The 15,027-nt window shown below is 39.7% G+C and carries 12 protein-coding genes; 9 read left to right on the top strand and 3 right to left on the bottom strand.

The genetic code is table 11. The features are described from left to right. Window positions 1–107: 107 nt before the first annotated feature. From P3L40_RS03325 to P3L40_RS03345, 5 genes are read left to right on the top strand one after another with little or no spacing between them, the layout of a single operon-like run. On the top strand, window positions 108–1,502 hold the full coding sequence (locus P3L40_RS03325; protein WP_210853499.1) for an efflux transporter outer membrane subunit: 1,395 nt from the start codon (window positions 108–110) through the stop codon (window positions 1,500–1,502). Between the two features lie 8 nt (window positions 1,503–1,510). After that, window positions 1,511–1,852 carry a copper-binding protein gene (locus P3L40_RS03330; protein ID WP_228677477.1) on the top strand — a complete coding sequence of 114 codons (342 nt, stop codon included), beginning with the start codon at window positions 1,511–1,513 and terminating at the stop codon, window positions 1,850–1,852. Between the two features lie 17 nt (window positions 1,853–1,869). Next, complete coding sequence (locus tag P3L40_RS03335; RefSeq protein ID WP_210853497.1) at window positions 1,870–3,138, top strand: efflux RND transporter periplasmic adaptor subunit; 1,269 nt, start codon at window positions 1,870–1,872, stop codon at window positions 3,136–3,138. A gap of 3 nt (window positions 3,139–3,141) precedes the next feature. After that, on the top strand, window positions 3,142–6,279 hold the full coding sequence (locus P3L40_RS03340) for an efflux RND transporter permease subunit (RefSeq protein ID WP_210853494.1): 3,138 nt from the start codon (window positions 3,142–3,144) through the stop codon (window positions 6,277–6,279). A gap of 45 nt (window positions 6,280–6,324) precedes the next feature. Further along, window positions 6,325–6,747, top strand: a complete 423-nt coding sequence (locus tag P3L40_RS03345; protein ID WP_004905661.1) for a DUF411 domain-containing protein — start codon at window positions 6,325–6,327, stop codon at window positions 6,745–6,747. Window positions 6,748–6,795: 48 nt separating this feature from the next. Here P3L40_RS03345 and P3L40_RS03350 read toward each other — a convergent pair whose 3' ends face one another. Together P3L40_RS03350 and yaaA are read right to left on the bottom strand one after the other, a co-directional pair. Next, on the bottom strand, window positions 6,796–7,788 hold the full coding sequence (locus P3L40_RS03350; RefSeq protein WP_094961928.1) for an aldo/keto reductase: 993 nt from the start codon (window positions 7,786–7,788) through the stop codon (window positions 6,796–6,798). 191 nt (window positions 7,789–7,979) lie between these two features. After that, window positions 7,980–8,756 carry a peroxide stress protein YaaA gene (gene yaaA / locus P3L40_RS03355; RefSeq protein WP_004905658.1) on the bottom strand — a complete coding sequence of 259 codons (777 nt, stop codon included), beginning with the start codon at window positions 8,754–8,756 and terminating at the stop codon, window positions 7,980–7,982. 386 nt (window positions 8,757–9,142) lie between these two features. Here yaaA and tal point away from each other — a divergent pair, with 386 nt between their 5' ends. Together tal and mog are read left to right on the top strand one after the other, a co-directional pair. Then, window positions 9,143–10,096: a transaldolase gene (tal, locus tag P3L40_RS03360; protein WP_036958561.1), complete on the top strand. Its 954-nt coding sequence runs from the start codon at window positions 9,143–9,145 to the stop codon at window positions 10,094–10,096. 191 nt (window positions 10,097–10,287) lie between these two features. After that, a complete protein-coding gene (gene mog, locus P3L40_RS03365; protein WP_004905653.1) occupies window positions 10,288–10,869 on the top strand; it encodes a molybdopterin adenylyltransferase in 582 nt (193 codons plus the stop codon). 78 nt (window positions 10,870–10,947) lie between these two features. On the opposite strand, the gene satP is transcribed toward mog, so the two are convergent. After that, entirely contained in the window at window positions 10,948–11,514 is a 567-nt protein-coding gene (gene satP / locus P3L40_RS03370) for an acetate uptake transporter (protein WP_004905651.1), read from the bottom strand. A 335-nt stretch (window positions 11,515–11,849) separates the two neighbouring features. Here satP and dnaK point away from each other — a divergent pair, with 335 nt between their 5' ends. Further along, window positions 11,850–13,766, top strand: coding sequence for a molecular chaperone DnaK (gene dnaK / locus P3L40_RS03375; RefSeq protein WP_136134514.1), 1,917 nt, complete (start codon window positions 11,850–11,852; stop codon window positions 13,764–13,766). A 111-nt stretch (window positions 13,767–13,877) separates the two neighbouring features. After that, window positions 13,878–15,011, top strand: a complete 1,134-nt coding sequence (dnaJ, locus tag P3L40_RS03380) for a molecular chaperone DnaJ (RefSeq protein ID WP_004905648.1) — start codon at window positions 13,878–13,880, stop codon at window positions 15,009–15,011. Window positions 15,012–15,027: the final 16 nt, after the last annotated feature.

Below are 15,027 nucleotides of genomic sequence, written 5' to 3' on the forward strand. Positions count from 1 at the left end.
AGCAACGAAATGTAAAATGACAAATTTGTCATTTTCATGTCATCAATCTAACAGGAGGTCTTTTTTACTATAGCTCCAATTTTAATTACTAGAGGCATGGCTATACCATGTATTCCCCAAAAATATTCATAATAGCTTATGCCTTAACTTTGACGGGCTGTGTTTCGCTCGCTCCTGAATATCAACGCCCTAACCTTAATTTACCTCATCAATTCAATAGTCATTTTTCTGATGCAGCAAAGCAGGCTCAAACTGAATTATTGATCCCTAGTTGGGAACAGTTTATTCAAGACCCTCAAATGAAAAACGTGATAGAAATTGCACTAGAGAAAAACAGCGATTTATACCTTGCTGCGTTAGATGTAGAGGAAGCTCGTGTACGTTTTGGGCTCGCGGGGGCAGAAAAATATCCTCAAGTTAATTCATCGATGAGTGGTGATTATAGTCAGTCGTTAGAGAGCGGGTCATCCTTTAATAAGAAATACAGCGTAGGCATTGATATCAGCTATGAGCTGGATTTTTTTGGGCGTATCAAAAATTTATCTGATGCAGACAAAGCAAAGTTTATTGCTTCTCAAGAGATGAGCCGTGCGACACAAATCATCACGATTAAAACGGTAGCAGAAGCGTACTTAGATGTGCTGTATAACCAAAAGCTATTATTAATTGCACAAGAGACGAAACAAAGTTATCTCAATAGTCAATCGATTGTAATGCAAAAAGTGGCGGCAGGAAAAGCCGCACTATCAGACCTAGAACAAGCTAAAGGGCAAGTACAGTCTATTTCTATTAATATCAAAAAAATTGAAAGTGAAATTGCAAAAAATGAAAATTTACTGAATTTTTTGACAAATGACTATGCAACAAAAATAAACTTAGATCTAGGACGCTACGAGCCAAACTATCCTTTAATTACGACACCTCCAGATATTCCTTCTGAAATATTGCTAAAGCGGCCAGATATTATGGCTGCGGAGCAAAATATTATTTCTGAGAATGCCAATATAGGTGTAGCAAGAGCCGCTTTCTTTCCTTCTATTTCCTTTAATACAGGAATTGAAAACAGTAATGATTCTTTAACAAGGTTATTTGACTCTTCAAATGGTATTTGGAATTTTATTCCTAAAATTACGCTACCTATTTTTACTGGGGGGACGAATAGCCGAAACTTAGAGTTAGCAAATATTAGAAAAAATAAAGCGATTGCTAATTACGAAAAAAGTATTCAAGTAGCATTTCGAGAAGTGAAAGATGCCTTAGTGATCAAATCGAGTTTAGAAAAACAACTCATCTCCCAAGTGCAATATGTTAACACGCTGCAAAACGTCTTAACACAGAAACAAGCAAGTTATCGATATGGTGGTTTGAGTTATCTCGACGTTCTCGAAGCACAGCGTAGCTTATTTACAGAACAGCAAAACTTATTGATGTTGAAAATAGAACAGCAGAAGAATGAAATAAATTTATTCTCTGCATTAGGTGGCGGATTAATCAAATCATGAGGGTAAAAATGAAAAAACTAAATACGGTATTTTTTGCAATTTCAATAGCGATGTTAACAGCAACCAGCTATGCAAATGCTGCTGAACATAATCACTCTATTTATCCAGAAAAAGTGGCGGAACCAACAATTAACACTGAAGGAAAGCTAATCTCGATTGACAAAGATAATAAAAAATTAACGATAAATCATAAAGAAATAGAAAGCATTGGCTGGCCACCAATGACGATGCGTTTTACATATGAAGATGAAAATATGATCAACGGTTTACAAGAAAATGATGAATTGAAATTTTCATTTGTACAACAAGGTAATCTTTCAATGTTGAAATCCGTCGAAAAAATAAACTAAATAGGTAGAGAGATGTTATGTCATTAGTTAACCTGACCAAATTGCTATTGGTAATTATTTTATCGAGCGTTATTTCAATTTTATTTTACCGTTATTTTTTCGTTGTAGAAAATAATAGCCAATCAGTTGAAAAACAAGAACGCACCGTATTGTATTGGTATGATCCCATGTATCCCAATACCAAGTTTGATCAATCAGGGAAATCCCCTTTTATGGACATGGATCTTGTTCCTAAATATGCGGATGAAAACTTGGCTTCAGCGAATAGCAAAGGGGTAACAATTAACCCAACACAGACACAAAATTTAGGGCTTAAAACGGTGGATGTGAAGTGGGGGAAATTAAACTATGACTTAACATTTCCAGCCGAAATTGCGTTTAATGACCATCAATTTGCTATTGTACAAGCACGCGAAAATGGTTTTGTTGAAAAAGTTTATCCATTCACAGTAGGTGAGAGGATCCAAAAAGGCGTTCCTATTGCTGAGCTAACGATCCCTGCATGGGTTGAAGCACAAAGCGAATATCTTGCGCTTAAGCAAATGAATGCGAGCCAACAAGATCTTAATAGTGTCATTGAGCGTTTACGTTTAAATGGCATGCCAGAAGGCGCGCTTTCTCAGTTTATTAAAACAGGAAAAGTGCAAACACGTTTTACTATTCAAGCTCCTATTTCTGGGGTAATTACTGCACTTAATCTACGTTTAGGGATGAATGTATCCAAAGAAGTCGTTATCGCACAAATACAAGGAACAGATCCATTATGGATTAATGCATCTGTTCCTCAGTCAGTTGCTGAATTACTTAATCAACAAACACAATTTACAGTTTCTATTCCTGCCTATCCTTCGCAGTTATTTACTGTAAAAAACTGGTTGATATTACCCAGTGCAGATCAAGCAAGTCGTACAATTAATATTCGTACAGAAATTGCTGATCCTAACCATTTATTAAAACCAGGTATGACAGCATATTTAAATTTAGTTGCAGAAGGTAATGAAAGTTTATTGATCCCTTCACAAGCCATTGTGGACTCTGGGAAAGAACAGCATGTTATTGCTGTTGGTGAGAATGGTGAATTTATTCCCAAAAGAGTACGAGTGCTGAGTGAATCTCAACAAATGACAGCAATATCTGAAGGCTTACAAGTGGGTGAGCATATAGTGACTCAGGGTATTTTTTTGATTGATTCTGAAGCGAATATTGCTGGTGCATTAGCCAAGATGGAAGCGCTTCCTGAAGTATCAGCGTCATCTAATCATTCATCACATAAATCTCAGGAGTAGAGTATGTTGGAATGGATTATAAGACGCTCGGTTGCTAACCGATTTCTAGTGTTAATGGGAGTCGTGTTTTTAGTCATTGCGGGTATTTGGAGCATTCGCAGTACACCAGTTGATGCATTACCTGACTTATCTGATGTACAAGTGATCATCAAAACCACTTATCCAGGGCAAGCTCCGCAACTGGTCGAAAACCAAGTTACCTACCCGATAACGACGACGATGCTATCTGTGCCAGGAGCAAAAACGGTACGGGGGTTTTCTGCATTTGGTGACTCATATGTTTATGTTATTTTTGAAGATAATACAGATTTATACTGGGCTCGTTCACGAGTTTTAGAATATTTAAATCAAGTCCAAAACCAATTACCCAAAGGTGCAGTAGCCTCCATTGGCCCTGATGCGACAGGTGTTGGTTGGATTTTTGAATATGCTTTAGTGGATAAAACTGGAAAACATAATCTAGCAGAACTACGTTCATTACAAGATTGGTTTTTGAAATATGAATTGAAGGCTTTGCCTAATGTTTCAGAAGTGGCAACCGTTGGCGGTGTGGTTAAATCTTACCAAATCTTAGTTGACCCACTCAAGCTCAGCCAATTTTCAGTGACATTACCTGAAATAAAACAGGCCGTTGAAATGGCTAACCAAGAAGCCGGTGGTTCATCGATTGAAATTGCTGAAGCTGAATATATGGTTAGAGCAAGTGGTTATCTTCAATCTATTGATGACTTCAATAAAATCTACCTAAAAACGCCAGAAAATGGTGTACCTATTTACCTACAAGATGTTGCTCGAATACAGGAAGGCCCCGAAATGCGTCGTGGGGTTGCTGAGCTAAATGGAGAAGGTGAGGTCGTTGGGGGAATTATTCTGCTTCGCTCTGGTGAAAATGCACGTAATGTGATTCAGGATGTAAAACAGAAACTTGAAGATTTAAGTGCTAGCTTGCCGGAAGGCATCGAAATTATCACGACTTATGATAGAAGCATTCTTATTGATAACGCGATTGATAATTTAAGTTATAAGTTACTAGAAGAATTTATTGTTGTCGCATTAGTGTGTGCCGTTTTTTTATGGCATTTCCGTTCTGCTCTCGTGGCAATTATTTCTTTGCCCCTTGGATTATTTATTGCCTTTATCGTCATGCGCTACCAAGGAATAAATGCAAATATTATGTCGTTAGGGGGCATTGCAATTGCGATCGGAGCCATGGTGGATGCCGCCATTGTTATGATCGAAAATGCACATAAAAAATTAGAAAAATGGCAACATGAAAATGAAGATAAAGTCATTGATAATGCCCAGCGTTGGAAAGTTATTACGGATTCCGCTGTTGAAGTTGGGCCTGCATTATTTATCAGTTTATTAATTATCACATTGTCTTTTATTCCTATCTTTACGTTGGAAGGGCAAGAAGGCCGTTTATTTGGTCCACTTGCATTCACAAAAACCTATGCCATGGCGGGTGCTGCGGCTTTAGCGCTGATTGTTATTCCAATTCTAATGGGATATTGGATCCGCGGTAATATTCCAAATGAAAATAAAAACCCACTGAATCGTTGGTTGATCTCACTCTATAGCCCTATTTTAATTAAGGTATTAGCGTGGCCGAAAACCACCTTATTAATTGGTTTCTTATCTTTATTTACGGTGATATGGCCATTAAAACATTTAGGTGGTGAATTTCTTCCTGCAATTAATGAAGGTGACTTACTTTATATGCCTTCAACATTACCGGGTGTTTCGCCTGCACAAGCGGCATTTTTACTACAAAATACGGATAAGTTAATCAAAACTATTCCAGAGGTGGATACGGTATTTGGAAAAGTTGGTAAAGCTGAAACAGCAACGGATTCAGCCCCGATGGAAATGATTGAAACAACGATACGTTTGAAGCCGCAAGCACAGTGGCGAGAAGGAATGACACTCGAAAAAATTATTGATGAGCTCGATGAAACTGTACGTTTACCTGGGGTTGCAAACTTATGGGTTCCACCTATTCGTAACCGTATTGATATGTTATCTACGGGAGTCAAAAGCCCTATAGGTATTAAAGTATCAGGCAGGGATCTTGAAGAAATCGATGCATTAGCCCAAGAAATTGAAAAAGTCACAAAATCGGTACCGGGGGTGGTTTCAGTTTTGGCTGAGAGGTTGGTAGGCGGACGCTATATTGATGTCAAAATTGATAGAGAAAAAGCGGCTCGTTTTGGTATGAGTGTCAGCGACGTACAAGTGTATATTTCAATGGCCACTGGTGGGGAAATGATTGGGGAAACAGTTGAAGGGATTGAGCGTTACCCAATTAGCATAAGATATCCTCAAGATTACCGAAATAGTGTATCTGCGATGAAGTTATTACCAATTTTAACGCCAAACAAACAGCAAATAGTACTTAGTGATGTTGCAGATGTCTCCGTGAATATGGGCGCTCCCATGTTGAAAACAGAGAACGCCAGACCGACTAGTTGGATTTATATTGATGCACGTGATCGTGATATGGTTTCTGTTATTAAAGATATTGATACAGCAATAAAAGATAATATTCAAATGAGGCCGGGTCTTAGCTATTCCTTTACGGGGCAATTTGAATTACTCGAAAGGGCTAACCAAAAATTAATGTTAATGGTTCCCGCGACCATCATGATTATTTTTGTACTGCTTTATTTAGCCTTTAGACGATTTAGTGAAGCTTTACTGATTTTATTAAGTTTACCTTTTGCTTTAGTGGGCGCGATTTGGTTCCTTTATTGGATGAACTTTAATTTGTCAGTTGCAACAGGAACTGGATTTATTGCATTGGCAGGTGTCGCGGCTGAATTTGGCGTAGTTATGTTGATTTATTTACGCCATGCAATCGAAGATAAAGAAAAACAGCAAGGAATAAGCAAGCTATCAAACCAAGATTTAGACCGTGCATTATATGAAGGCGCAGTTTTACGTGTTCGCCCTAAAGCCATGACAGTTGCCGTAATTTTAGCCGGTTTATTGCCAATATTACTTGGAACAGGAGTCGGTTCAGAAGTGATGAGCCGTATTGCTGCACCGATGATTGGTGGAATGATAACTGCACCGTTATTATCCCTATTTATCATTCCTGCGGCTTATAAATTAATCTGTCAGTTACGCCATAAAAAATAGACACTTTTTAAGTACTAGTCATTATTATTGATAAGGTAAATAGCAATGAAGAAGATAATTTTAGGTGGAATGTTTTTACTGTCATTTTCTGCATTTTCTCAAAACCAGAGCGTGCAATTGTATAAAGATGCAAACTGTGGTTGCTGCCAATTATGGGGAGAAGGAGTTAAAAAAGCAGGGTATGACGTTGTGGTCAATGAAATCAGTTATGATGAGTTGAACAAACTGAATGATGAGCTGAATGTGCCTTATAACTTACGCAGCTGTCATATCGCTAAATACAAAGGTAAAGTGATTGTTGGCCATGTTCCTGTCAGCAGTCTTGATGCGATTGATGCCTTACCAGCGGATGTGGTAGGGATTTCTGTTCCGGGTATGCCAATTGGTAGCCTAGGGATGGAGCAGCCAGATGGCCGTACTCAGCCTTATTCTGTGGTGCAGTTTAAAGCAAATGGGGAATATCGTTAATTGAGATAAAATTTATTAAGTTGCAGGATATCCTGCAACTTGTGTGTTTTATTCGCCTTCTAATATTAATTCGATGGCTTTGAGTTCTTCTTGCGTAAAATTACGATTTTTTAGTATCCCCATTGCATCATCAATTTGGCTGATACGGCTTGCGCCAATGAGAACGGAAGTGATCCTGTCGTGTCTCAGTAGCCATGCTAATGCCATTTGGTTTAGCTTTTGTCCTCTTTTTGTTGCCAGTTCATTCAGTTGTTTAACCTTTGATAAAATGTTTGACGTGAGTCTTTCTGGGGGCAAAGAAGGATTACCTGCAGCACGTGAATCAGCAGGGATGCCATTAAGGTAGCGATCGGTTAATATCCCACCAGCCAATGGAGAGTATGCGATAGAGCCAACGCCTTCTTCTTCCAGTAAATCGAGTAAATCTTCTTCGGGAGTACGTTCTAGCATGGAATATCTAGGTTGGTGAATCAGGCAAGGGGTTCCTAATTCATTGAGAATATTAATGGCTTCTTTGGCTAAATTGGTTGGGTAATTAGAAATCCCCACATACAGGGCTTTTCCTTGGCGAACTATGAGATCCAGCGCTCCCATGGTTTCTTCTAATGGAGTATTGGGATCAGGTCGATGATGATAAAATATATCTACATAATCTAATCCCATTCGCTTTAAACTTTGGTTTAGGCTTGCAACTAAGTATTTTTTACTTCCCCAGTCGCCATAAGGGCCATCCCACATAGTGAAACCCGCTTTTGATGAAATAACCATTTCATCGCGATAAGGCAGAAAATCCCGCTGCATAATTTTGCCAAATGTACTTTCGGCAGAGCCTGGTGGTGGCCCATAATTATTAGCAAGATCAAAATGGGTGATCCCAAGGTCAAAAGCATGGCGAAGCATGGCTTGGCAATTATCAAAGGGTTTGTTATCGCCAAAGTTGTGCCATAACCCTAATGAAATCAGTGGTAAGCGTAATCCGCTACGGCCACATAAACGATATTCCATTTCAGTATAGCGCTTTGATGATGCAACATAAGGCATACTTCACCTCCAAAATAGTGGGTAAAACTCAATTTATACTGTCATAAAGCTAAAAAGTAGGCTGAGGAATCAATGCTAATTTGTTCTTGACTAGAAGGTTTATGAGTAAATTGTGATAGAGCCCGAAAAAAGAGTGAAGTATTTTGGCATTCGTGGGTATCGGCTGCGTACCAATCCCCACGTTTTGTATATTAGGCTTGCTCTGAGCGGGTAAATACCAGCTCGTTACCTTTAGATTGGCTTTCATCAAATTGATAGCCTTCTAAATTAAAATCAGCCAGTTGGTCTGTTTTCGTTAATTTATTTTGGATGATAAAGCGGCTCATTAAACCCCGCGCTTTTTTTGCATAAAAACTGATAACTTTATATTTACCATTTTTTTCATCAAGGAAAATAGGCTTGATAATTTGCCCGTCCAATTTCTTTGTATTCACCGATTTAAAATATTCATCTGAGGCAAGGTTGACTAATATTTGATCTTTTTGCTCCGCTAATGCGTGATTTAATTGCTTGGTGATGATGTCTCCCCAAAACTCATATAAATCTTTTCCACGGGTGTTTTTTAATCGAATTCCCATTTCTAAGCGGTAAGGTTGCATTAAATCTAGCGGTCTTAAGATACCGTAAAGACCTGATAATATGCGTAAATGAGATTGAGCAAACGCAAAATCGTCTTGAGAAAAGGTTTCTGCTTGCATACCAGTATACACATCCCCTTTGAAGGCAAGGATCGCTTGGCGTGCATTTTCTGGGGTAAAGTCCGCATGCCATTCTGCAAAACGGGCAGCATTGAGCCCCGCAAGCTTGTCACTAATTTTCATTAAACTGGCAATATCTGCAGGGGTTAATTTACGACAGACATTAATTAATTTTTGTGACTCAGTAAGTAATTCAGGCTGAGTAAACTGCTGTGTCGCAAGTGGGCTTTCGTAGTCTAATGTTTTTGCAGGTGAAATTGTAATAAGCATGACTTGACCCTTTATAAAGAATGATACTGCTTACTTTAGCAAAAATTCTTCCTAATTGGCTAATTGATACGATAAGCCAAACCAATATTATTCTTTAATTACAATGATAGCACAATATAACTAGCTAAAAGGATTCAGTTTCTAATTGGCTAGCGAAACCGATTGCCAATCAAATAGTTGCTTTTGACTAGATTTACTTGCTTGCAGCAATATGGATGCATGATATTATCTGTAGACGGTGCGGCGATAGCCACAATTCCTTTATAATACGCAAAGTAATTCAAGTTGCAGTTTGTTAGCCTACACCACAAGAGTCGCAAGAATTGTAGGTAGCTAACCACCGCTACAACTTGGAATATGACGGGTATAACAACGAGATTAAAGAAATGACCGATAAACTAACCTCATTACGTAGTCTGACAACTGTTGTTGCTGATACTGGCGACATCGAAGCGATGAAGCTTTACAAACCACAAGACGCGACCACAAATCCCTCGCTGATCTTAAATGCTGCACAAATTCCTGAGTACCGTAAATTAATTGATGAAGCGGTAGAATGGGCTCGTAAGCAAAGCAATAATCGCGAGCAACAAATTGTTGATGCTTGTGACAAGCTGGCTGTTAATATCGGTCTGGAAATTCTGAAATTAGTTCCAGGTCGTATTTCTACTGAAGTTGATGCGCGCCTGTCTTATGATGAAGAAGCTTGTATTGCTAAAGCGCGTCACTTAATCAAAATGTATAACGATGCAGGTATTAGCAATGACCGTATTCTGATCAAACTGGCTTCAACTTGGCAGGGTATCCGTGCTGCAGAGAAACTGGAAAAAGAAGGCATTAACTGTAACCTGACTTTATTATTCTCTTTTGCTCAAGCTCGTGCTTGTGCGGAAGCGGGTGTATACCTGATTTCTCCATTTGTGGGCCGTATTCTTGACTGGTACAAAGCGAATACAGATAAGAAAGAATTCGCACCACATGAAGACCCAGGTGTGGTTTCTGTTACTGAAATCTACAACTACTACAAAGCTCACGGTTATAAAACTGTGGTTATGGGCGCAAGCTTCCGTAACGTGGGTGAAATCATTGAACTAGCAGGTTGTGACCGTTTAACTATCTCTCCAGGCTTATTAAAAGAGCTGTCTGAATCACAAGGTGAATTAGTACGTAAACTGACTGATACAGGTAAAACTAAAGAGCCAGGCGCTAAGTTGACTGAAGCAGAGTTCTATTGGCAGCACAACCAAGACCCAATGGCGGTTGATAAACTGTCTGACGGTATCCGTAAGTTTGCAGTAGACCAAGAAAAACTGGAAAAAATGATTGCAGATTTACTGTAATTTGTTTCGTTTTTTCTTTCAAACCCAGCCAGTTGGTTGGGTTTTTTTATACCTATTTTTCATTGAGTTAGTTCTCAATTTCAAGATATAAAATCAAGGGCGCTTTATGCAATCGTTCATCATGGTATGATATTGCCCCTGTTTATTATTAAGTGAACAGTTTTTGATTGAATAATTTCTTTGAGGTTTGTATGGATGAATTGCGCATAGGTCTGGTTTCTGTTTCTGATCGTGCTTCGAGTGGTATTTATGAAGACAAAGGCATTCCCGCATTAGAAGAGTGGTTAGCGAAAACGTTGACAACCCCTTTTCGTATCGAAACTCGCCTGATCCCTGATGAGCAAATCATGATAGAGCAAACATTATGTGAGCTGGTGGATGAATTTGCTTGCCATTTAGTCCTAACCACAGGTGGCACAGGACCTGCTCGTCGTGATGTCACACCTGATGCAACCCTTGCGATTGCAGACCGTGAAATGCCAGGCTTCGGCGAACAAATGCGCCAAATTAGCCTAAAGTTCGTCCCTACTGCGATACTGTCACGCCAAGTGGGGGTCATACGCAATCAGGCTCTGATTTTAAATTTACCTGGGCAGCCTAAAGCGATCGCGGAAACTCTGGAAGGTTTAAAAGACAAAGAAGGGAATGTAGTAGTTTCTGGTATTTTTGCCAGTGTTCCTTATTGTATTCAATTGCTTGATGGCCCATATGTAGAAACAGACCCTACGGTTGTGAAGGCATTTAGGCCTAAATCCGCAATTCGTCCTGAATAGTTTGCGATGTAATCAGGTGAGACTTAGCTCACCTGATTAATAATATTTAATGCATAAAATCACATACGTTAGTTAAATTTAACCACGTTGGCCAATCGGTAATACCGTTTTGCCATATTGCTCATTTAATATTTCTGCGACCGCTAAATAAAATGCGCTAGCGCCACAGATAATTCCTTCAAAACCAGCAAATTTTAGTAATGCTGCATTTCCCGTAATATTGCCAATCGCTAATAAAGCGAATAATACAGTTAAGCTACCAAAGACAAATTGCAAAACAAAATTAGCTTTGAAGGTTCCTAAAAACATGAAAAAGGTAAAAATTCCCCAAATAGCGAGGAAAACACCTAAAAACTCAGGTGAAGTTGCTTCGGCTAATCCCATTGAAGGCAAAAATAATAACCCCACTAATGCAATCCAAAACATACCGTAAGAGGTAAATGCAGTTGCACCGAATGTATTGCCTTTTTTGTATTCAATCAGACCTGCAATAAATTGAGCAATACCACCATAAAAAATGCCCATACTTAAAATAACGGATGAAAGAGGGAAAAAACCTGCATTATGAATATTCAGCAGGATGGTTGTCATACCAAAGCCTAGTAAACCAAGTGGGCCTGGATTTGCAAGAGAGCTAGACTGCATATAACCTCTGGTAAAATATAAAAAATTCAAATAGATAAAAACAAAAAGGTTTTGCCAAAGTGACAGCGGCGGCGCATCATACGCAGTTTTAATTGTTTAAACCATGATCACAAGACAGGTTTTTTTGCAATAAATGCAAATTTTTTTGATTCTCCCCCTTGATGAATGAATTTGTGACCCCATCTTAAAAGCATCAACTGATATCAATCCAAATTATTGCGTATTGAAAAATAATTTAGGCTCAGAGTGAAAACTCCCTTGAAAATGAAATATTGAGCCTCATATAGATTGATATCGAAATCATAGTGAAAAGAATTCCTTTGGAGGCGTTTTAGATGGGTAAAATTATTGGTATCGACTTGGGTACAACTAACTCATGCGTTGCAATTATGGATGGTACTACAGCTCGTGTTCTGGAGAACAGCGAAGGTGATAGAACTACTCCTTCCATCATTGCGTACACTCAAGATGGTGAAATTTTAGTTGGTCAGCCAGCGAAACGTCAGGCAGTGACTAACCCAGAAAATACTTTATTTGCAATTAAACGTTTGATTGGTCGTCGTTTCCAAGACGAAGAAGTTCAGCGCGACGTTTCTATCATGCCATATAAAATCATTGCGGCTGATAACGGCGATGCTTGGTTAGATGTGAAAGGCCAAAAAATGGCTCCACCACAAGTTTCAGCTGAAGTTCTGAAAAAAATGAAGAAAACAGCAGAAGACTATTTAGGTGAGCCAGTAACAGAAGCAGTTATTACTGTACCTGCTTACTTTAACGATGCTCAGCGTCAAGCGACTAAAGATGCTGGCCGTATTGCTGGTTTAGAAGTAAAACGTATCATTAACGAACCAACAGCAGCTGCATTAGCATATGGCTTAGACAGAGAAGTTGGTAACCGTACTATCGCGGTTTATGACTTAGGTGGTGGTACATTCGACTTATCAATCATCGAAATCGATGAAGTTGATGGCGAAAAAACGTATGAAGTTCTGGCTACCAATGGTGACACACACTTAGGTGGTGAAGACTTTGATACACGTTTAATCAACTACTTAGTTGAAGAATTTAAGAAAGAACAAGGTGTTGACCTGCGTAACGACCCGTTAGCAATGCAACGTCTGAAAGAAGCTGCAGAAAAAGCGAAAATTGAGCTGTCTTCTGCACAACAAACAGATGTTAACCTGCCGTATATTACAGCAGATGCAACAGGTCCTAAACACATGAATATTAAAGTGACTCGTGCGAAATTAGAGTCACTGGTAGAAGATTTAGTTAAGCGTTCTATGGAGCCAGTTAAAGTTGCTCTGCAAGACGCAGGCTTAAGCGTGAGCGAAATCAACGATGTTATCTTAGTTGGTGGTCAAACACGTATGCCAATGGTTCAAAAAGTTGTTGCTGATTTCTTTGGTAAAGAACCACGTAAAGACGTTAACCCAGATGAAGCAGTTGCAATGGGTGCGGCAGTTCAAGGTGGTGTTTTAGCGGGTGATGTTAAAGACGTTCTGTTACTTGACGTAACTCCTCTGTCTTTAGGTATCGAAACCATGGGTGGCGTGATGACTTCGTTAATTGCGAAGAATACCACTATCCCAACTAAACATAGCCAAGTGTTCTCAACAGCTGAAGATAACCAAGCAGCGGTAACTATCCATGTTCTGCAAGGTGAGCGTAAACGCGCAAGTGACAATAAATCACTGGGGCAGTTTAACTTAGATGGTATTCAACCTGCACCACGTGGTATGCCACAAATCGAAGTGACTTTTGATATCGATGCGGATGGTATCTTGCATGTTTCTGCTAAAGATAAAAATAGTGGACGTGAGCAAAACATCACCATTAAGGCTTCTTCAGGTCTGAATGATGAGGAAATCGAAAAAATGGTACGTGACGCAGAAGCAAACGCTGAAGCTGACCGTAAATTTGAAGAGCTAGTTCAGGTTCGTAACCAAGCTGACCAATTAGTTCACGGTACTCGTAAACAAATCGAAGAAGCTGGTGATAAATTACCAGCTGAAGATAAAGCGAGTATCGAAAAAGCAACTTCTGAATTAGAAGCAGCAGCAAAAGGTGAAGACAAAGCGGATATTGAAGCGAAAATCCAAGCTTTAGTCACGGCATCTGCAAAACTTCTGGAAATCGCACAGCAACAAGCTCAAGCGGGCGGTGCAGCTGGCGCTGGCGCAGAAGCGAAAAAAGATGATGATGTTGTTGATGCTGAATTCGAAGAAGTTAACGACAAAGACAAAAAATAATGCCCTTAGCGGGCGCAGTAGCTATAGCAAATGATAGTTAATGGTTACTGATACCGGATACGGGCGTCGAGGCAACTCTACGCCCGTTCCGCATGTTAAGGGTAAAATTAAATGGCAAAAAGAGATTTTTATGAGGTATTAGGCCTCGAAAGAAATGCATCGGATAAAGATATTAAGCGTGCTTATAAGCGCTTAGCGATGAAGCATCACCCTGACCGTAATCAGGGTGATAAAGGTTCAGAAGATAAATTTAAAGAGATCAAAGAAGCTTACGAAGTTCTTTCTGACGAGCAAAAACGTGCGGCTTATGACCAGTATGGTCATGCTGCGTTTGAGCAAGGTGGAATGGGCGGAGGCGGTGGCTTCGGTGGTGCGGACTTTAGTGATATCTTTGGTGACGTCTTCGGTGATATTTTTGGAGGCGGCCGCAGACAGCAGCGCCCAAGCCGTGGTTCTGACCTACAGTACAACATGGAACTGACTCTCGAAGAGGCTGTCCGTGGAGTGACCAAAGAAATCCGTATTCCAACCTTGGAAACCTGTGACGTTTGTCATGGTAATGGTGCGAAACCAGGAACTAGTGCGGATACGTGCTCAACCTGTCACGGTATGGGCCAAGTCCATATGCGCCAAGGCTTTTTCTCTGTACAACAGCCTTGTCCAACGTGTCATGGTCGCGGTAAAGTTATCAAAGATCCATGCAACAAATGTCATGGCCATGGCCGTGTTGAAAGATATAAAACACTGTCAGTTAAAATTCCAGCAGGTGTAGATACAGGTGACCGTGTTCGCTTGTCAGGAGAAGGTGAGGCCGGAGAAAACGGGGCACCAGCAGGAGATTTATTCGTTCAGGTTCATGTATTGCCTCATAATATTTTTGAGCGTGATGGTAATAACCTGCACTGTGAGGTTCCAATTAACTTTGCTGATGCAGCACTGGGTGGCGAAATTGAAGTACCAACCCTTGATGGCCGTGTAAAACTGAAAATCCCAGCAGAAACCCAAACCGGTAAAATTTTCCGTATGAAAGGAAAAGGTGTGAAATCGGTACGTGGTGGTCTGCAAGGTGATTTAATGTGCCACATTGTTGTTGAAACCCCAGTTAAACTCAATGAGAAACAAAAAGAGTTGCTCAAAGAGTTTGGTGAATCACTAGGTGGAAAGAGTGGTGAGAAGAACAGCCCGCGCTCTAAAAGCTTTTTAGATGGCGTTAAGAAATTCTTTGATGATTTAACTAATAAATAATTAGTTAATTATTGGA

The sequence above is a fragment of the Providencia sp. PROV040 genome (assembly GCF_032706145.1).
In the GTDB taxonomy this organism is placed as follows: domain Bacteria; phylum Pseudomonadota; class Gammaproteobacteria; order Enterobacterales; family Enterobacteriaceae; genus Providencia; species Providencia hangzhouensis.